The sequence below is a fragment of the Salmonella sp. SA14318 genome (assembly GCF_029866905.1).
Lineage (GTDB): Bacteria > Pseudomonadota > Gammaproteobacteria > Enterobacterales > Enterobacteriaceae > Salmonella > Salmonella enterica.
Genome location: NZ_CP123282.1, coordinates 2981187 through 3000974 on the forward strand (window position 1 = coordinate 2981187; position 19788 = coordinate 3000974).

Here is a 19788-nt window from a genome sequence, read left to right on the forward strand (position 1 = left end):
GCCTGCGCAGGCCTGTTAATCAGAAGGGATCGGTGCCGTCAAGCACGGCCTGAATGACGTTGAGCGCGCCTTGATGGTTATTATCATCAGTGTGATAACGTGAAAGCGCTTTGATATTGTCTGCGGCATTGCCCATGGCAAAAGAGTAATGCGCCATTTTCAACATTTCCGCATCATTACCGCTGTCGCCAATGGCGACGACATTCTGTGGCGACCTGTTCCAGCGCTTTAACAGACGACTGATGCCATTCGCTTTATGCAGTCCCGGGATAATCAGGTCGATAAAACCGAAGCCGCTGGTGACGGGCTTCATGATGCCATCCAGAGATACATGCAGTTTGTCGATAACCAGCGGAATTTGTTCATCGGGCAAATTCAGGGAGAACTTAAACAGGATATCGTCAATGTCGTGATAATCGTTTACCGGCTGCAGGCGGTGATAATGTTTGGCCATCAGCGCCACGAAAGTCTCGGGAGCGTTTTTGCTGACGTAAGCGCTTTTCAGACCACAGGCGACGAAGTTAAGCTGCTTATCCTTCAGCAGTTCGCCAATCACAATACGCGATTCATGCCGGGTTAGCTCCCCGTGAAACAACTGTTTGCCATGTTCATACACCAGCGCGCCATTTTCTGCGACGAAGGAAATTTCGTCTTTCAGCTCGGGGAAGAAGGAGATCAACTGGTAGTACTGATTACCGCTGGCGACCACAAATTCGATATTACGTTTTTTCAGTTCCTGGTATTGCGCCATGAAGCGTACACGATCGTACTGCTTGGCATCGTCGAGAAAAGTGCCGTCCATATCGGTAACGACAACGTTAACGGTCATACTTAAGCTCCTGGCTGTAACTGCGACCAGAAACATTTTAATAACAATGTGAGCAGAACCACAAATTTATTTCGAATGAAAAGTGGCTGAACGAAAGGAATAGCCGCATAAGACATTAAGGCGTCCTGGCCACCTTACGTTTTCCTCTCGCTTCCCTCTTTGTGCGCTCCTGCAATATTTTAAACTTGAATTAACCTTATTTTAACTTAAAGTATCACATGTAACTAATTTTACTTTCGAACGAAAGATGATGAGGTTGATATGACGACTCCTTTTACCCACGAAACGCTACCCGCCGACCCAAAAGCGGCCATTCGTCAGATGAAGCAGGCGCTACGCGCGCAAATCGGCGACGTACAGGCGGTGTTCGACCGTTTGAGCGCCACCATAGCAGCCCGGGTGGCGGAAATTAACGATCTGAAGGCGCAGGGACAGCCGGTATGGCCAATTATCCCTTTTAGCGAACTGGCGATGGGCAACATTAGCGATGCCACCCGCGCCGAGGTTAAGCGCCGCGGGTGCGCGGTGATTAAAGGTCATTTTCCACGCGAACAGGCGCTGGCATGGGACCAGTCGATGCTCGACTATCTGGACAAGAACCATTTTGACGAGGTGTATAAAGGACCGGGGGATAATTTTTTCGGTACGCTGAGCGCCTCCCGGCCTGAAATCTATCCTGTCTACTGGTCGCAGGCGCAAATGCAGGCCCGCCAAAGTGAAGAGATGGCGCTGGCGCAGTCGTTCCTCAACCGTCTATGGCAGGTAGAGCACGACGGCAAGCGATGGTTTAATCCGGATATCAGCATCATTTACCCGGATCGCATCCGTCGCCGCCCGCCGGGCACCACATCCAAAGGACTGGGAGCGCATACCGACTCCGGCGCGCTGGAACGCTGGCTGCTGCCAGCCTATCAGCAGGTATTCGCCAGCGTGTTTAACGGCAACGTCGAGCAGTACGATCCGTGGAATGCGGCGCACCGTACCGAAGTTGAAGAGTATACGGTGGATAACACCACAAAATGCTCGGTATTTCGCACCTTCCAGGGCTGGACCGCGCTCTCCGATATGCTGCCCGGTCAGGGGTTGCTTCATGTCGTCCCTATCCCGGAGGCGATGGCGTATATTCTGCTGCGCCCGCTGCTGGATGATGTCCCGGAAGATGAATTATGCGGCGTCGCGCCGGGCCGGGTGCTGCCGATTTCTGAACAGTGGCATCCTTTACTGATGGCGGCGTTAACCAGCATTCCGCCACTGGAAGCCGGGGATTCCGTGTGGTGGCATTGCGATGTCATCCACTCCGTCGCCCCCGTCGAAAATCAGCAGGGCTGGGGCAATGTGATGTACATTCCTGCCGCGCCAATGTGTGAGAAGAATCTGGCCTATGCGCGTAAGGTGAAAGCTGCGCTGGAGACAGGCGCATCACCGGGCGATTTCCCGCGCGAGGACTATGAAACCACCTGGGAAGGGCGCTTCACGCTGCGCGATCTGAATATTCACGGCAAGCGGGCATTAGGTATGGACGTTTGACGGTCGTACCGCCCTGCCCGCTCACCTGCGGTGTGCCCTTTACCTGGGCGCACCCGTCTTACCGAACCGACGCGCCAGGATACGTTGGCCCGGTAAGCACAGCGCCACCGGGCGTCAGTGTTTAGCTTTCAATCCCTTTACTACGCAAATAATCGTCGTAGTTGCCGCTGAAGTCCACCACGCGCTCCGGCGTAATTTCAGGAACTGAAAAAGCGCGGCATTGAGTTCGTTGTCGCCAGCGTCAGTATTACCAGCTTATTTCGCTCTTTCCTGAGCTAAAGGATGAGATCTCTTTTGTCGCGGAAAACGGCGCACTGGTTTACGAACATGGCAAGCAACTGTTCCACGGCGAACTGACCCGCGGATTGTTATTGGCGAGTTGCTGAAAGATAAGCAACTTAATTTTGTCGCCTGCGGTCTGCAAAGTGCATATGTCAGCGAAAATGCGCCAGAAGCACTCGTTACCCTGATGGCAAAACACTACCATCGCCTGAAACCTGTAAAAGATTATCAGGAGATTGATGACGTACTGTTCAAGTTTTCGCTCAACCTACCGGATGAACAAATCCCGTTAGTGATCGAAAAACTACACGTTACGCTCGATGGCATTATGAAGCCCGTCACAAGTGGTTTTGACTTTATCGATCTGATTATTCCCGGCCTGCATAAAGCAAACGGTATTTCGCGGTTACTGAAACGCTGGGATCTGTCGCCACAGAATGTCGTCGCCATTGGCGACAGCGGCAATGACGCAGAGATGCTTAAAATGGCGCGTTATTCCTTTGCGATGGACAATGCCGCAGAAAACATTAAATAAATCGCCCGTTACGCTACCGATAATAATAATCATGAAGGCGCACTGAATGTGATTCAGGCGGTGCTGGAAAATAAAGTGCCGTTTACACTTTAACGAGAGTCGGGGCAATTGCCCCGATTTCTCAATGAGCATTACACTCATCTTCTTCAATCAGTTCAACCACTAATGTGGTTCCAGGCCCCTGTAAGTAATATTCATCGTCAAGGGGATCGCGCAGTTTCATAAATGTCGTTTTACCGACTTGCATGGTATGCCCGGCAGCCATTTCTGCTCCACTTTCAAGCAGGTAACGCAGAACATTATTGAAAATATCAGAATATTTTTGCCCTTCGTGATGACCTTGTGCGTGTGCTGCGAAATCTGGTAGCCCAAAGCAATCAGCACCATAGGTACGCATCCATACGCCTTCGATATCCTCAACTTCATATTTCACAAATCCACAAAATAGAGAGGTCAGCGGGAAACCTTCACGCAACATCTCCAGACTATGCTTACCCAACTCCTGAGACTTAAATACCCCCGCAGGTAATGAAGTGTGAGCCGATTCATTTAATACAGCGACAGCCCCCATGTTACTTAATGCACCTGCAACCACAGCCAACGCAACATATTGCTCTAAAGGTGAAGTATCATACCCCTTATAATATAAAATAATATTTGCACTGGTTGCCCGTACTTGCTCTTTTACTTCCTGGGGATAATGAGCTGGCGCGACGCATTGTTCGATTGATTCCTGAGGGTAAGGCGTTTTAAATCCAACCATCGATATTACATGCTTACCCCATCCTGCTAAACCAAAAAAATCCAGTTCAGGGACAAGTTCACACGTTGCCTGTTTCATACTGGAATGATAATTACGCAACAAGCGGGTGAGTTCTTTTGAATTATTTTCCGGGAGAGTATCAAATACAACAACTAAACTTAGTGGGTTATCAATTTCAGCATTCGCTACTAAAACACCTTGTATATTAGATGAGTTTTTTTCTTTACGGCCAAAAAAGCGTTCCAAAATGCTCATATTTATTCCTTTTGTTGAACAATAAAGGAATATAAAATAGCACTTGAATTCTTATAAAGAAAATAACATTACAATATGTTTACCACAAAATATATTCGCAATTTTTATGATAGATCCTCTTCTTTCATTTAATTTTAAAATCGAATATTAAGAGTATATATAATTTTCACATTGCATTCGGAAAAAATAAAAATTACCTTGTTAACATTCTGTAACCCCGACGCTATCGGGGTTACAGACAATAACTTACTCGATCCCTTTACTACGCAAATAATCGTCGTAGTTGCCGCTGAAGTCCACCACGCGCTCCGGCGTAATTTCAATGACGCGGGTTGCCAGCGAGCTGACGAACTCACGGTCGTGCGAAACAAAGATCAGCGTGCCCTGATACAGCTCCAGCGCCATATTCAGCGATTCGATCGACTCCATATCCAGGTGGTTAGTCGGTTCGTCCATGATCAGGATATTCGGCTTTTGCATCATCAGTTTGCCGAACAGCATACGGCCCTTCTCGCCACCGGAGAGGACTTTCGCAGGCTTTTTGATATCATCCTGGCTAAATAACAGGCGGCCCAGAATACTGCGCACTGCCTGCTCGTCGTCGCCTTCCTGCTTCCACTGACTCATCCATTCAAACACCGTCAGGTCATTTTCGAATTCATATTCGTGGTCCTGCGCGTAGTAACCAATACGCGCGTTTTCCGACCATTTAACGGTGCCGTGATCGGCGTCCAGATCGCCAACCAGCGTCTTCAGCAGCGTAGATTTACCCACGCCATTGGTGCCGAGTACCGCCAGCTTCTCGCCGACTTCGAGCAGCAAATTGACATTTTTAAACAGCGGACCGTTATCAAAACCTTTCGTCAGCGCCTCCACTTCCAGAGCGTTACGGAACAGTTTTTTATCCTGCTCAAAACGGATGAACGGGTTCTGACGGCTGGAGGCTTTCACCTCTTCCAGCTTGATTTTATCGATCTGCCGCGCGCGCGACGTTGCCTGACGCGATTTAGAGGCATTGGCGCTAAAACGGCTAACAAAAGATTGCAGCTCGGCAATTTGCGCTTTTTTCTTCGCATTATCGGCCAACAGACGTTCACGCGCCTGGGTCGCCGCCGTCATATACTCATCATAGTTACCCGGATAGACGCGCAAGTCGCCGTAATCCAGATCCGCCATATGCGTACAAACCATGTTCAGGAAGTGACGGTCGTGCGAAATGATGATCATCGTGCTATCGCGCTCGTTCAGCACCTGCTCCAGCCAACGGATAGTATCAATATCCAGGTTGTTGGTCGGTTCGTCGAGCAACAGGATGTCCGGGTTAGAGAATAACGCTTGCGCCAGCAGCACACGCAATTTCCAGCCTGGCGCGACTTCACTCATCAGACCGTAATGCTGCTCCAGCGGGATGCCCACCCCCAACAGCAGTTCGCCCGCGCGCGCCTCAGCGGAATAACCGTCCATCTCGCCGTATTTTACTTCCAGATCGGCGACTTTATAGCCGTCTTCTTCGCTCATTTCCGGCAAAGCGTAGATACGGTCGCGCTCCTGCTTGACTTCCCACAGTTCGCCATGCCCCATAATGACAGTATCAAGTACGGTGAATGTTTCAAAAGCGAACTGGTCCTGACGCAGCTTACCGATGCGCTCATTCGGATCGAGGGAAACATTGCCCAGCGTCGGCTCCAGGTCGCCGCCGAGGATTTTCATAAAAGTGGACTTTCCGCTACCGTTGGCGCCAATCAGGCCGTAACGGTTGCCGCCGCCAAATTTGACGGAAATGTTTTCGAACAGCGGCTTACTGCCGAACTGCATGGTAACGTTGCTGGAAACTAACACAGGCTTATCCTGAAAAAAGATGTGACAAACCGCTTATTATGCCACAAGTCTGAAATAAGATCGCGCCCTGTACAAAGGGCTACACTGAACCGTAAGGGAAAAAAACGTGATTTCGTACACATCTGAATTCCCTGTTTACTGGAATGCACCTATAATGCGCTCCCAACATGACAGAATTCTCAACCTACTAGCCTGCTTGGCACAGAATCTCGCATAACATGAATATGAAATTAACAACGCTTTTCGCGGCGGCTTTCGCTGTAGTTGGTTTTTGTAAAACAGCCTCAGCAGTCACTTACCCGCTGCCTACCGATGGTAGCCGTTTAATTGGGCAAAATCAGGTCATCACCGTTCCGGAGGGCAATACCCAGCCGCTGGAGTATTTTGCCGCGGAGTATCAGATGGGGCTCTCCAACATGCTGGAAGCCAACCCGGGCGTGGATACCTTCCTGCCGAAGGGCGGTACCGTGCTGAATATTCCGCAGCAGCTGATCCTGCCGGATACCGTACACGAAGGCATTATCATCAATAGCGCGGAAATGCGCCTCTATTACTATCCGAAAGGCACAAACACCGTTATCGTCCTGCCGATTGGGATCGGTCAGTTAGGTAAAGACACGCCTATCAACTGGACGACCAAAGTTGAACGTAAAAAAGCCGGTCCGACCTGGACGCCTACGGCAAAAATGCACGCTGAATATCGCGCCGCCGGCGAGCCGCTGCCTGCCGTCGTGCCTGCGGGCCCGGATAACCCGATGGGTCTGTACGCACTGTACATCGGTCGCCTGTATGCTATTCACGGCACCAACGCCAACTTCGGCATCGGGCTTCGCGTGAGCCACGGCTGCGTACGTCTGCGCAACGACGATATCAAATTCCTGTTTGAAAATGTGCCGGTCGGTACCCGCGTGCAGTTTATCGATGAACCGGTAAAAGCCACCACCGAGCCGGACGGTAGCCGTTACATTGAGGTACATAACCCGCTGTCAACGACGGAAGCGCAGTTTGAAGGTAAGGAAGCGGTGCCGATCACGCTTAATAAGAGCATCCTGGCCGTCACCAACGAGCCTGACGTTGATCAGACCGTCGTACAACAGGCGGTTCAGGATCGTTCCGGGATGCCGGTTCGTCTGAACTGACAGACTCTGCCTGCGAAGCCCGATAGATACTATCGGGCTTCTCTTACGGCATCAGTTGCAATAATCCATATCCCACCAGCGCCGCCCATGCCAGCATCGGCAGCGAATAGAAATGAAATCGCCACCAGATTCGGCGATCGTTCGCCATCCGTAAAGCAATAAGATTTGCCAGCGACCCCGGCAGCAGACCAAACCCGCCGACATTCACCGCCCACGCCAGCAGCGTCGAGGCCGGTACATAGTTCAGCAGGAGAATGGTACTGGGCACATTACTGATAACCTGCGACAGGCCGATAGCGGTTAGCCAAAGTCCCAGGTGAGACAGTGCGCCAACCTGGTTGAAAACGCCCTGCAACGCCGGCAATTGCGTTAGCAGATGGACATCAATAAACATCGCCATAAATACCAGCAGCAGCGTCCAGTCCACGCTGACTATCACCCTGCGCGCCAGCACAATAAACCCAGCCGCCACCAACACCAGTCCCCATAACTCTTGCCTGAGCTCCAGCGCGGTAAGAAAAACGACATATAATGCCAGGCAACTCCACACCAGACGGGGCTGCCACTGCGGCGAACGCGTACCGGTATGATACTGTAACGCCCTACCCGGAAAACAAAACCAGCACAGGAGCAGTAACGTCAGCATCATCATGACGGCAAGCGGCGCCATTTGCCCGCTAAATTCAGCAAAGGTTAAGCCGGAGCGTCCCCACAACAGAATATTTTGCGGATTACCGACAGGCGTCAGCAGCGAACCAGCGTTCACCGCCAACGCTTCAAAAATAATCAATCGGTTGACCGGAATCGCGCACAGTTTTTTTAACGTTATCGTCAGCGGCACAACGATAAACAGCGCGACATCGTTTGTCAGAAAGGTCGACAGCGCCGCCGCAGCCAGCACCAGGAACATCGCCAGTTGCCGCTCGGTATGAAATCGGCGCGTCATCTTGCGTCCCAGCACATCAAAATAGCCGCTCAGCTCAACGCCTTTAGTGAGCAACATTAACCCACTGAGGGTAATAATGGTGTGCCAGTCAATCGCGCCAGGCCAGGCGCGAGGCGCAAAAGGAACAAACAGGCTTAACGCCATCCCCACAATGATCAACAACTGAAAAAAACGGTCACGCCGCAGCGCCCGTAAAAAGGCCAGATTCATTCTGCAGATGTTCCATGCTGTTGCGTGAAGGCCAAAAAGGCATCCAATGTCTCCTGGCTGACATGGTGTTCCATCCCTTCCGCATCACGACGCGCGATTTCCGGGCTTACGCCTAATACCAGTAAAAAATTTTCGACAATTTGATGCCGCTCGCGGCTTTCCTGCGCCAGCTTCTCCCCTTCCGGCGTCAGAAAAACGCCGCGCCAGGGGATCATTTGAATAAATCCTAACGATGCCAGGCGCTTAAGCATTTTGGCCACAGTCGGCTGGGAGACGCCGAGCCGCGCCGCCATATCCACCTGACGCGCTTCCCCTACCTCAATAATTAAATCGGAAATCAGCTCAACGTAATCGTCTATCAACTCACGGCGATGCGCCTCTCTGACCTGACGAAATCCTTCAACGTGTTCTTCTACGTTCACCAATTGCGTCACTTTTTTTGTTGTTGGCGTACCTGCGCGACGACCCATTTTGCTTCCTCGTTTCTGTGACGCGTTAACGCGTCAGCTGACAGAGCGCTCATTGTAAACCAGAGTTGTCCGGGCACAAAAAATTAACGTTTTAGCAATAGCTATAAAACATAGCCTGTGCTATATCTGTATGTAATGCAGACATCCCTCACGGATCGATGGGATAGAAACATCAGGAGGTTTATATGAACGAATTTAAGAGGTGTATACGCGTGTTCAGTCACTCTCCCTTTAAAGTCCGGTTAATGCTGCTCTCTATGTTGTGCGATATGATCAACGGCAAACCGGAGCAGGATAACCCTTCCACGAAATAACGCGGCGGTGCGGTACGCCGCTTTATTTTGCATCCTCAACGGAAATGGCGCCCATTTCCCCTGTTTTTTTGTGGTTTTGCTATTCTCTTCGCAAAACATTTTCTTTCCGGCGGTTGACCTTCTTACCCGCACGCTCTATCTTCTGGCAGCCCTGAATATTTTGCGACTCGCCGTTGCGAACCCAATACCTTTTTTACGCATAATCAGGCAGGTAATGACCCTTCGCGCCAGGGTTAGCACATGGCGTTTTTGCAATAGTGGCATATGAATTCAACCCTTATCGATTCACTTCTGGCCCGTCGTCGGGCTGTAAGCCCGTGGGCGGGCCTCTACTTTTTACAGTCGCTGCTGATTAACCTCGCGCTCGGCTACCCCTTTAGCCTGCTTTATACCGCGGCGTTTACCTGCCTGCTGCTGCTGCTCTGGCGCTACCTGCCCCGCGGACAAAAAGCGCTGCTCGGCATCTGTTCGCTGGTAGCTGCTTGCTATTTTCCCTTTGGCCAGGCTTACGGGGCGCCGAACTTTAATACGCTGCTGGCGCTGCACTCCACCAATATGGAAGAGTCGAGCGAAATCCTGACCATCTTCCCGTGGTATAGCTACCTGACCGGACTTTTTATTTTTGCGCTGGGTATTATTGCGCTTCGCCGCCGAAAAGAAGAGGTCAGGCCGCGCTGGAATAGCCTCGACAGCCTGTGCCTGCTGATCAGCGTCGCGGCATTTTTCGTCGCGCCGGTACAAAATCTGGCGTGGGGCGGCGTTTTTAAGGTTATTGATACCGGCTATCCGGTTTTTCGCTTCGCCAAAGACGTTATCGTCAATAACAACGAAGTCATTGAAGAGCAGCACCGTATGGCGCAGCTATCCGGCATAAAAGATAGCTGGACGGTTACTGCGGTGAAACCCAGATATCACATCTATGTCGTGGTGATTGGTGAAAGCGCGCGACGGGATGCCATGGGCGCTTTCGGCGGCCACTGGGATAATACCCCCTTCGCCAGCCATGTGAATGGCGACTTCTTTATGGATTACATCGCCGCCAGCGGCTCAACGCAAAAATCGCTCGGTTTAACGCTCAATCGCGTGGTGGATAACAAACCGCAGTATCAGGATAACTTCGTCACGCTGGCTAACCGCGCCGGTTTTCAGACATGGTGGTTTTCCAATCAGGGGCAAATCGGCGAATACGACACGGCCATCGCCAGTATCGCCAAACGCGCCGATGAAGCGCATTTCCTGAAAAACGGCGATTTTGAAGCGGATAAAAATACTCGCGACGACGCGCTGTTAAGCATGACGGCGCAGGTATTGGCGACAGAACGCACGCAACCGCAGTTGATTGTGTTGCATTTAATGGGGTCGCATCCCCAGGCCTGCGACCGCACTCAGGGAAAATACGCGACGTTTGTCCAGTCGAAAGAGACGTCTTGTTATTTATACACCATGACGCAAACCGACGATTTGCTCCGTCAGCTCTATACTCAGCTTCGTCATAGCGGCGACAGTTTTTCGCTCGTCTATTTCTCCGATCACGGGCTGGCGTTTAAAGAGCGCGGCAAAGCGGTACAGTACCTGGCGCATGACGACAAATTCCAGCAAAACTTCCAGGTGCCGTTTATGGTGCTATCCAGCGACAGTAAAGCGCATCGGATCATTAAAGCTCGCCGTTCTGCGAACGATTTTCTGAGTTTTTTCTCGCAATGGACAGGAATTAGCGCTAAAGAGATCAAAAATCGCTATCGATTTATTTCGGAGCAGAAAGCCGGGCCCGTTTATATCACCAATTTCAAATTACAGAAAGTGGACTATAACCATCTGGGCAGCGATATTTTTTCACTAAAATAATGCATGTTTCAGGCAAAAAAAATCCGCCCCGAAAGGCGGATTTTTCATTTTCACCGACGTGATTAGAAGCGGTAACCCACACCAGCAATCCAGGTGCCAACGTCAACGCTACGAATACGGCTCTGCTCGTAAGAGAAGTCCAGAGCAACATTTTCCATCGGGTTGAATTGCAGACCAGCGCCATAGGAGAAGCCATAATCGCTGGTGTCATGCTTGTAGGTTGGGTAATCGGTCGTCTGGAATTTACCGTAACCCACACCGACTACACCGTAGATGCTCGCCCAATCGTTCAGACGGTAAGCCGGGCCGGCAGTGATGCCGTAGTACTGACCTTTGTTGTAATCGCCCGCACCGTTAGTACGATCTTTTTCGGTGTAGGTGAAGGAACCGATTACGCCCAGCGGGTTGTCGTCCTGCTCGTAACGATACTTCAGGTTGAAACCGCTCATTTTATTCGCTACGCCCTGCGCGTCGCTCTGAGCGTAACCACCGGTAACGGTAGAAGTAGCAGCTACTGCAGTACCTGCGGAAAAAGCCAGAACAGCGGCCAGTGCTGAAAGACATGCAATTTTTTTCATAACCACCTCAAATGTGCTTCAAGTAAGTCCTAAGTTTTAAATATATCAAAAATTAATGGGAAACTCTTTGCGATTCACGGTGTCTAAGGGCGCCTTTCATGTAACAGAACGTTTCCATATCGCGCTATCTTATTCAATTAACGTCACTTTTCCGGCTGATTGCACCAATAATGCGCGTGCGACGCGATACATTCATCCAGATTATTCCTAAACTAACAGTCTATTTATCCATCAATTTAAGTTCATTTTATGGAATCCTGGAAATTTTTTTTCAACGAATCCTCAACCGCCACGGGGAATTTCCATTACACTGCCACCTTTACTCGTACTGACATTTTTTGACAGGAGAAAGGATGCCGGGGTCAACACGTAAACTACCAGTCTGGTTGCCCATTTTGGTTTTGCTCATTGCCATGTCCTCTATTCAGAGTGGCGCTTCACTGGCGAAATCGTTATTTCCTCTTGTCGGCGCGCCGGGCGTAACGGCGCTTCGTCTGGCGTTGGGAACGCTTATCCTTATCGCCTTTTTCAAACCCTGGCGTTTGCGTTTTGCCAAAGAGCAGCGGCTGCCTTTACTGTTCTATGGTCTGTCGCTGGGCGGGATGAACTATCTATTCTATCTGTCGATTCAGACGGTGCCGTTGGGTATTGCGGTCGCGCTGGAATTTACCGGTCCTCTGGCGGTCGCGCTGTTTTCATCCCGACGGCCGGTAGATTTTATTTGGGTCGTACTGGCTGTGCTTGGACTCTGGTTCCTGCTGCCATTAGGGCAAGATATGTCTCACGTCGATCTTACCGGGGCCGCGTTGGCGCTCGGCGCTGGCGCCTGTTGGGCTGTCTATATTCTTACCGGCCAGCGAGCAGGCGCGGAACATGGTCCGGCCACGGTGGCGGTAGGCTCGCTGATTGCCGCCATCATTTTCGTGCCGATTGGTGCAGTTCAGGCTGGCGACGCGCTATGGCACTGGTCGATTCTTCCCTTAGGGTTAGCGGTCGCTGTGCTTTCTACGGCGCTGCCTTATTCACTGGAAATGATTGCGCTGACGCGCCTGCCAACCCGCACCTTCGGTACGCTGATGAGCATGGAACCCGCGCTGGCCGCCGTTTCCGGGATGATTTTTCTGGGCGAAACGCTTACGGGCATACAAATCCTGGCCCTGTGCGCCATCATTGCCGCTTCAATGGGATCTACCCTAACGATTCGCCGCGAACCGCAAATTAAACAAGTTGACGTAAAATAGTTTCTTATTCTGCATGATGTGCATAATCATGCAGAATATCACCTCGTTATTCACCTTTTATTATCGCACTATTACTTCGTCATTTTTTGTCATATTTTTTCTCATTTTTTACATTAAAATGAGAATTATTACCCACAAAACAACAAACCCACCTAACCAATTGATTTTTAATCATAATAAATATTAAATCTTGTCTGTACTATTAAAGTGATAGGTAAATTCAAAAAAGCAAAGTTAAAAACCGGTGCTATACTTATTTTCGTTAATTACCTGGGACACAAACATCAAGAGGATATGAGATTATGAGTACCGCTAAACTGGTAAAAACAAAAGCGTCTAATCTGCTTTATACCCGTAACGATGTATCAGAGAGCGATAAAAAAGCGACGGTTGAGTTGCTTAATCGTCAGGTGATCCAGTTCATTGACCTGTCGCTGATCACGAAACAGGCCCACTGGAACATGCGCGGTGCTAACTTTATTGCCGTTCATGAGATGCTGGATGGCTTCCGTACCGCACTGACCGATCATCTGGATACTATGGCCGAGCGCGCCGTACAGCTTGGCGGTGTGGCGTTAGGCACCACGCAAGTTATCAACAGCAAAACTCCACTGAAAAGCTATCCGCTCGACATCCATAACGTGCAGGATCACTTAAAAGAACTGGCCGATCGCTACGCTGTTGTCGCTAATGATGTTCGCAAAGCTATCGGTGAAGCCAAAGATGAAGACACTGCCGATATCTTTACCGCCGCATCACGCGACCTCGATAAATTCCTGTGGTTTATCGAATCCAACATCGAATAAATCTATCTCTACCCTGAATACTTCGAGTTGCAGGAAGGTACAAACGCAGCGAATCCGCAGAAGCCTGACTTCCGTCGGTCACTGAAGCGAACGCACCTGCAACTTGATGTACACAGGTATATAAGTCATCCCTATACCCCTGCCTGGCACAGGGGTTTTGCACTTAAATAGTGCACACGTCTTGTACTCCCCTCCGATAAAAGTGAATTATTTGTAATAATTACATCACACAATCGTTAATTAAAGATTGTTTTAACAACAATTTTTACGCTAAATAGACCCTGTATCTCTACTTTGTTATTCATGCACTAAATCAGTGCCCCAAAACGGTGCGGCATACTGGTTTTGCCCGACTTATTGTGCACAGGAATGATTCACGCTTCTGTTAAAACAATGAGTTACATAATTGGCATGATTTTTTCATTACGCTACATGTTCTCGCAGGGGATCGCCCCGTGGATAGAAAAGGAAATGCTATGAAGTCTCTATTAAAAGTTTCACTGGCTGCACTTACCCTGGCTTTTGCGGTGTCTTCGCACGCCGCGGATAAGAAACTCGTTGTGGCAACCGATACGGCGTTCGTTCCGTTTGAATTTAAACAGGGCGACAAATACGTCGGTTTTGATGTTGATCTGTGGGACGCTATCGCGAAAGAACTGAAGCTGGACTACACCCTGAAACCGATGGATTTCAGCGGCATTATTCCGGCATTACAAACCAAAAATATCGATCTGGCGCTGGCGGGTATTACGATTACGGACGAGCGTAAAAAAGCGATCGACTTTTCCGATGGCTATTACAAAAGCGGTCTGCTCGTGATGGTGAAAGCCAACAATAACGATATTAAAAGCGTTAAAGACCTCGATGGCAAAGTCGTTGCCGTGAAGAGCGGAACCGGGTCGGTGGATTACGCGAAAGCGAACATCAAAACTAAAGACCTGCGTCAGTTCCCGAACATTGATAACGCGTACATGGAATTAGGCACCAACCGCGCAGACGCTGTTCTGCACGATACGCCGAACATCCTGTACTTTATCAAAACCGCAGGCAACGGCCAGTTCAAGGCGGTAGGCGAATCGCTGGAAGCACAGCAATACGGAGTTGCCTTCCCGAAAGGCAGCGATGAACTGCGCGAGAAAGTCAACGGCGCGCTAAAAACGCTGCGTGAGAATGGCACCTATAACGAAATCTACAAAAAATGGTTCGGTACAGAACCTAAATAAAACGACCTGATGTTGGCTTGTGGCCCGGTAGTGAGGACGCTCACCGGGCCTACAGCTCTTTTCCGTGACGGATAAGACACTTTCACGCCATTTCCGCGCCGGATAGAGCATTTGACTATTTACACCACGGTAACAGGAACGACATATGCAGTTTGACTGGAGCGCCATCTGGCCCGCCATTCCGCTTTTGCTTGAGGGCGCTAAAATGACCCTGTGGATCTCGGTCCTCGGTCTGGCTGGCGGCCTGGTTATTGGACTGGCGGCAGGTTTTGCCCGTACGTTTGGCGGCTGGTTCGCCAACCACATCGCCCTGGTTTTCATTGAAATTATTCGCGGCACGCCCATCGTTGTCCAGGTCATGTTTATCTACTTTGCCCTGCCGATGGCATTTAATGATTTGCGTATTGATCCGTTCAGCGCAGCGGTCGTGACAATTATGATTAACTCCGGCGCTTATATCGCGGAAATTACTCGCGGCGCAGTACTATCCATTCACAAAGGTTTTCGCGAAGCGGGTCTGGCGCTGGGCCTTTCTCGCCGGGAAACCATCCGCCATGTTATTTTACCGCTTGCTCTGCGCCGTATGCTGCCGCCGCTGGGCAATCAGTGGATCATTAGCATCAAAGACACCTCGTTGTTTATTGTTATCGGCGTAGCCGAGCTGACCCGTCAGGGCCAGGAAATTATTGCCGGTAACTTTCGCGCCCTGGAAATCTGGAGCGCCGTGGCCGTCTTCTATTTGATCATTACGCTGGTGCTGAGCTTTATTTTGCGTCGTCTTGAAAGAAGGATGAAAATCCTGTGATTGAATTTAAAAACGTCTCCAAGCACTTTGGCCCCACCCAGGTGCTACATAACATTGATTTAAACATCCGTCAGGGCGAAGTGGTTGTGATTATCGGCCCTTCCGGTTCGGGTAAATCCACGTTATTACGCTGTATCAATAAACTGGAAGAGATCACCTCCGGCGATCTGATTGTCGATGGTCTGAAAGTCAACGATCCTAAAGTAGACGAACGGCTGATTCGCCAGGAAGCCGGCATGGTGTTTCAACAGTTTTATCTGTTCCCGCATCTGACCGCGCTCGAAAACGTGATGTTCGGTCCTCTGCGCGTGCGCGGCGTAAAGAAAGAAGAAGCGGAAAAACAGGCGAAAGCACTATTAGCGAAAGTTGGACTGGCGGAACGGGCGCACCACTACCCCTCCGAGCTTTCCGGCGGTCAACAACAGCGCGTCGCCATTGCCCGAGCGCTGGCAGTGAAGCCGAAAATGATGCTCTTTGACGAGCCAACCTCCGCTCTGGACCCTGAACTGCGCCATGAAGTGCTGAAAGTCATGCAGGATCTGGCGGAAGAAGGCATGACTATGGTCATTGTCACTCACGAAATCGGCTTTGCCGAAAAAGTCGCCTCACGGCTGATTTTCATCGATAAAGGCCGTATTGCCGAAGATGGCAGCCCGCAGGCGTTGATCGAAAACCCGCCAAGCCCACGTTTACAGGAATTTTTACAGCACGTCTCCTGAGATATCGCCCTTCCTGCCCTGCGGCAGGGAGGGCATCATGGAATAGTCCCATTTCATTTTCCCTCCCCTGCGCCATCTATACTTAGTGTTTTGCGTCTCTTTTCTCACTGGAGGAGTCATGCGGTGGACCCTGTTCATCCTTTTTTGTCTACTGGGCGCGCCTGCCCATGCGGTCGCCATACCCGGCGTGACCACGGGGACATCAACCAGCCAGCAAGCAGCGCCAGAGCCCAGTCCTGAACAAAAAAAAGCGGCCTATGCGGCCCTGGCTGACGTACTGGAGAACGAGGCTTCACGTAACGAATTGATAGCGCAACTCCGCGAAGCCTCAACCACGCCGCCGACCGAGCCGTCGCCAGCGCTTGCGCCGCCTGCGGCCAAAGATGAAAAAACGGTACTGGAGAACGTCACCACCGTTACCCGTCAGTACGGCGATGCTTTCGCTACCCGTTTCGCCCAGCTTTATCGCAACATCACCGATGCGCCGCACAAGCCATTTAACTCGCAAACCTTCACCAACGCGTTAACCCACTTTTTATTTCTGACCGCCGCGGTATTTGGTTTTTATAGCGTGATACGGCTTTGCGCCCTGCCGTTATATCGAAAAATGGGCCTGTGGGCGCGCAAGAAAAACCGTGAACGCAGCAACTGGTTACAGCTCCCGGCGATGATCGTCGGCGCGTTTATTATCGACCTGCTGCTACTGGCGCTCACCTTATTTATCGGTCAGATGCTCAGTGATAATTTCCATGCGGGAAGTCGAACTATCGCTTTTCAGCAAAGCCTGTTCCTGAATGCCTTCGCGCTGATAGAGTTCTTTAAAGCGATTCTGCGGCTTATTTTTTGCCCTAATGTACCGGAGTTACGCCCATTCGCGATTCAGGATGCGACAGCGCGTTACTGGAATCGCCGTATGAGTTCCCTTAGCAGTTTGATTGGCTACGGGCTGATTGTTGCCGTTCCGATTATTTCCAACCAGGTGAATGTTCAGGTTGGCGCGATGGCTAATGTGGCGATCATGCTCTGCATCACCATCTGGGCGCTGTACCTGATCTTTAAAAACAAAGCGGAGATTACGCAACATTTATTAAGTCTGGCGGAACGATCATTAGCCTTTTTTAGCCTGTTTATCCGCGCCTTTGCGCTGGTGTGGCACTGGCTGGCCAGCGCTTACTTTATCGTGCTGTTTTTCTTCTCGTTATTCGACCCAGGCAATAGCCTGAAGTTTATGATGGGCGCGACTGTGCGCAGTCTGGCGATTATTGGCATCGCGGCGTTTATCTCCGGTATGTTTACCCGCTGGATAGCGAAAACCATCACCCTGTCGCCCCATACGCAGCGCAATTACCCGGAATTACAAAAGCGGCTTAACGGCTGGCTCTCCTCAGCGCTAAAAGTCGCACGCTTTTTGACCGTCTGCGTCGCCGTTATGCTGTTGCTCAACGCCTGGGGATTATTCGATTTCTGGCACTGGCTACATTATGGCGCGGGGGAAAAGATGGTCGATATCCTCATCCGTATCGCGTTAATCTTATTCTTCTCCGCCGTGGGATGGACGATTCTCGCCAGTCTGATTGAGAATCGCCTGGCCTCCGATATTCATGGTCGCCCGCTACCCAGCGCCCGCACGCGCACGCTGCTGACGCTGTTCCGCAATGCGCTGGCAGTGATTATCAGTACCATAACCATCATGATCGTGTTATCGGAAATCGGCGTCAATATCGCGCCATTGCTGGCTGGCGCGGGGGCGTTAGGTCTGGCTATCTCTTTCGGTTCGCAAACCCTGGTGAAAGATATTATTACCGGCGTCTTTATTCAGTTTGAAAACGGGATGAATACCGGCGACTTAGTCACCATAGGCCCGCTGACGGGGACGGTCGAAAGAATGTCGATTCGTTCCGTCGGCGTGCGGCAGGATACCGGGGCATACCATATTATCCCGTGGTCCTCGATCACCACTTTCGCCAACTTTGTGCGCGGTATCGGCTCAGTTGTCGCCAACTATGACGTGGATCGCCATGAGGATGCGGATAAAGCGAATCAGGCGCTGAAAGACGCGGTAACGGCGCTGATGGAGACGGAGGATATTCGCGGGCTGATTATCGGCGAACCCACGTTCGCCGGTATTGTCGGTTTAACGAACACGGCGTTTACTTTACGCGTATCGTTCACCACCCTACCGCTCAAGCAGTGGACGGTGCGTTTTGCCCTTGATAGCCAGGTGAAAAAGCATTTTGATCTGGCCAATGTGCGCGCGCCGGTGCAAACGTATCAGGTTCTACCCGCCCCCGCTGGCGGCCCGTCGCCTGATTCACTGCCGCCGCGCGAACCGACGATTTAGCGTTTACGGGTGATAAAACGGCGACGCTGGTCGTCATCCATAAAGGTCCAGGCAATAAAGCGGCTTTGCTTTTGCCCCTGGGCCATCTCTTTTTTCACCACTTTCACCGCGCCAGCCTCCGTCAACGCCCGGTAAAGCGGCGGTAAATTCTCGCCGCGCGACACCAACGTCGTAAACCACAACACCTGACGGCGGAAGGATTGGCTTTCAGCAATCATTTTTTTAATAAAGGCGACTTCGCCGCCTTCACACCATAGCTCCTGCTGTTGACCGCCAAAGTTCAGAGCATCATCTTTATTCTGCCCCAAATTGCGGCGCTTACGCTCGCTGCCCGCGCGGGCTGCGGCGGCGGAGTCGTGAAAAGGCGGGTTACAAAGCGTTGCGTCATAAAATTCATTTTTATGAATGATACCTGTAAAAATGGCCGCCGGATCTTTTTGCCGACGCAGACGAATGGCGCGGCTTAACCCCGTATTAGCCTGAATGATAGCCTGCGCGCTGGACATCGCTGCGTCGCTGACTTCACTACCGGTAAATCGCCAGCCATATTCATGGACGCCGATAAGCGGATAAATACAATTGGCGCCCACGCCTACGTCCAGAATAGTTGCCTGCGCCGGAATACTCCCTGTCGTTTCGCCAAGCAGATCCGCCAGATGATGGATATAATCCGCACGACCAGGCACTGGCGGACATAAAAACCCTGGCGGAATGTCCCAGTGTGTGACGGCATAAAAATGCGCCAGCAACGCCTTATTGAGCGCTTTTACCGCTTGCGGATTAGCAAAATCAACGCTCTGTTCACCGGCGGGCGTGCGGATAAGAAAGGACGTCAATTCCGGCGTGGTCTGACACAGTGCGGCAAGATCATAACGGTGTTGGTGGCGGTTGCGCGGGTGTAACCCCGGTTTCTGGGCGGACATGGCATTCTCCTTTTAGCAGCGGCGTAAGATACCCGTATAACGCCACGGGGTAAATATACCACCGCGAATTCCCTGCCTCGCTCGTTTTATCGGCTCTCTGAATGACATTGGCTCTGCTCATGGTCTGAAAAGATCGCGCGATGCGATTTTTTCACCTGACGGCGCTACACTTAACCTCAGGTACCCTAAAATCAGGAG

At 51.0% G+C, this 19788-nt stretch carries 17 protein-coding genes and 1 pseudogene; 11 read left to right on the plus strand and 7 right to left on the minus strand.

Annotated elements, in window-relative coordinates; genetic code table 11:
- Nucleotides 1–19 precede the first annotated feature (19 nt).
- Complete coding sequence (locus QEN32_RS14350) at nucleotides 20–829, minus strand: Cof-type HAD-IIB family hydrolase (RefSeq protein WP_000217910.1); 810 nt, start codon at nucleotides 827–829, stop codon at nucleotides 20–22.
- Between the two features lie 261 nt (nucleotides 830–1090).
- On the opposite strand from QEN32_RS14350, the gene QEN32_RS14355 reads away from it, so the two are divergent.
- Nucleotides 1091–2356, plus strand: coding sequence for a DUF1479 domain-containing protein (locus QEN32_RS14355; protein ID WP_001586229.1), 1266 nt, complete (start codon nucleotides 1091–1093; stop codon nucleotides 2354–2356).
- Nucleotides 2357–2473: 117 nt separating this feature from the next.
- Nucleotides 2474–3266: pseudogene (locus QEN32_RS14360) on the plus strand (Cof-type HAD-IIB family hydrolase).
- A gap of 28 nt (nucleotides 3267–3294) precedes the next feature.
- Here the strand turns inward: QEN32_RS14360 and QEN32_RS14365 are convergent.
- Nucleotides 3295–4038, minus strand: a complete 744-nt coding sequence (locus tag QEN32_RS14365; RefSeq protein WP_010988985.1) for a DUF4261 domain-containing protein — start codon at nucleotides 4036–4038, stop codon at nucleotides 3295–3297.
- Nucleotides 4039–4437: 399 nt separating this feature from the next.
- Nucleotides 4438–6030, minus strand: a complete 1593-nt coding sequence (locus QEN32_RS14370) for an ABC-F family ATPase (RefSeq protein WP_000961479.1) — start codon at nucleotides 6028–6030, stop codon at nucleotides 4438–4440.
- 218 nt (nucleotides 6031–6248) lie between these two features.
- On the opposite strand from QEN32_RS14370, the gene ldtB reads away from it, so the two are divergent.
- Nucleotides 6249–7169: a L,D-transpeptidase gene (gene ldtB / locus QEN32_RS14375; protein WP_001056404.1), complete on the plus strand. Its 921-nt coding sequence runs from the start codon at nucleotides 6249–6251 to the stop codon at nucleotides 7167–7169.
- Nucleotides 7170–7212: 43 nt separating this feature from the next.
- Here the strand turns inward: ldtB and QEN32_RS14380 are convergent, their stop codons facing one another.
- Together QEN32_RS14380 and mntR are read right to left on the minus strand one after the other, a co-directional pair.
- Nucleotides 7213–8325, minus strand: coding sequence for an anion transporter (locus QEN32_RS14380; protein WP_094948007.1), 1113 nt, complete (start codon nucleotides 8323–8325; stop codon nucleotides 7213–7215).
- A complete protein-coding gene (gene mntR / locus QEN32_RS14385) occupies nucleotides 8322–8795 on the minus strand; it encodes a manganese-binding transcriptional regulator MntR (protein ID WP_000533542.1) in 474 nt (157 codons plus the stop codon). The genes QEN32_RS14380 and mntR overlap by 4 nt, the downstream gene beginning before the upstream one ends.
- 185 nt (nucleotides 8796–8980) lie before the next feature.
- On the opposite strand from mntR, the gene mntS reads away from it, so the two are divergent.
- Together mntS and QEN32_RS14395 are read left to right on the plus strand one after the other, a co-directional pair.
- On the plus strand, nucleotides 8981–9109 hold the full coding sequence (mntS, locus tag QEN32_RS14390) for a manganase accumulation protein MntS (RefSeq protein WP_001001755.1): 129 nt from the start codon (nucleotides 8981–8983) through the stop codon (nucleotides 9107–9109).
- A gap of 264 nt (nucleotides 9110–9373) precedes the next feature.
- Entirely contained in the window at nucleotides 9374–10954 is a 1581-nt protein-coding gene (locus QEN32_RS14395) for a phosphoethanolamine transferase (protein ID WP_001089325.1), read from the plus strand.
- A gap of 62 nt (nucleotides 10955–11016) precedes the next feature.
- On the opposite strand, the gene ompX is transcribed toward QEN32_RS14395, so the two are convergent.
- Nucleotides 11017–11532 carry an outer membrane protein OmpX gene (gene ompX, locus QEN32_RS14400; RefSeq protein WP_000716763.1) on the minus strand — a complete coding sequence of 172 codons (516 nt, stop codon included), beginning with the start codon at nucleotides 11530–11532 and terminating at the stop codon, nucleotides 11017–11019.
- 353 nt (nucleotides 11533–11885) lie between these two features.
- Here ompX and rhtA point away from each other — a divergent pair, with 353 nt between their 5' ends.
- The 6 genes from rhtA (at nucleotide 11886) to ybiO (ending at nucleotide 18667) form a co-directional block, all read left to right on the plus strand.
- Complete coding sequence (gene rhtA, locus QEN32_RS14405; RefSeq protein ID WP_001119554.1) at nucleotides 11886–12773, plus strand: threonine/homoserine exporter RhtA; 888 nt, start codon at nucleotides 11886–11888, stop codon at nucleotides 12771–12773.
- A 302-nt stretch (nucleotides 12774–13075) separates the two neighbouring features.
- A complete protein-coding gene (gene dps, locus QEN32_RS14410; RefSeq protein ID WP_000100805.1) occupies nucleotides 13076–13579 on the plus strand; it encodes a DNA starvation/stationary phase protection protein Dps in 504 nt (167 codons plus the stop codon).
- A gap of 476 nt (nucleotides 13580–14055) precedes the next feature.
- Nucleotides 14056–14802, plus strand: a complete 747-nt coding sequence (glnH, locus tag QEN32_RS14415) for a glutamine ABC transporter substrate-binding protein GlnH (protein ID WP_000838671.1) — start codon at nucleotides 14056–14058, stop codon at nucleotides 14800–14802.
- A 145-nt stretch (nucleotides 14803–14947) separates the two neighbouring features.
- Nucleotides 14948–15607: a glutamine ABC transporter permease GlnP gene (gene glnP / locus QEN32_RS14420; RefSeq protein WP_001159076.1), complete on the plus strand. Its 660-nt coding sequence runs from the start codon at nucleotides 14948–14950 to the stop codon at nucleotides 15605–15607.
- Nucleotides 15604–16326: a glutamine ABC transporter ATP-binding protein GlnQ gene (gene glnQ / locus QEN32_RS14425; protein ID WP_000569093.1), complete on the plus strand. Its 723-nt coding sequence runs from the start codon at nucleotides 15604–15606 to the stop codon at nucleotides 16324–16326. The genes glnP and glnQ overlap by 4 nt, the downstream gene beginning before the upstream one ends.
- Before the next feature lie 118 nt (nucleotides 16327–16444).
- The gene (ybiO, locus tag QEN32_RS14430; RefSeq protein WP_265322346.1) at nucleotides 16445–18667 is read left to right on the plus strand and encodes a mechanosensitive channel protein; all 2223 of its coding nucleotides are present in this window, start codon (nucleotides 16445–16447) and stop codon (nucleotides 18665–18667) included.
- Here the strand turns inward: ybiO and rlmF are convergent.
- Nucleotides 18664–19590, minus strand: a complete 927-nt coding sequence (gene rlmF / locus QEN32_RS14435) for a 23S rRNA (adenine(1618)-N(6))-methyltransferase RlmF (RefSeq protein ID WP_001275962.1) — start codon at nucleotides 19588–19590, stop codon at nucleotides 18664–18666. The genes ybiO and rlmF overlap by 4 nt on opposite strands.
- Nucleotides 19591–19788: the final 198 nt, after the last annotated feature.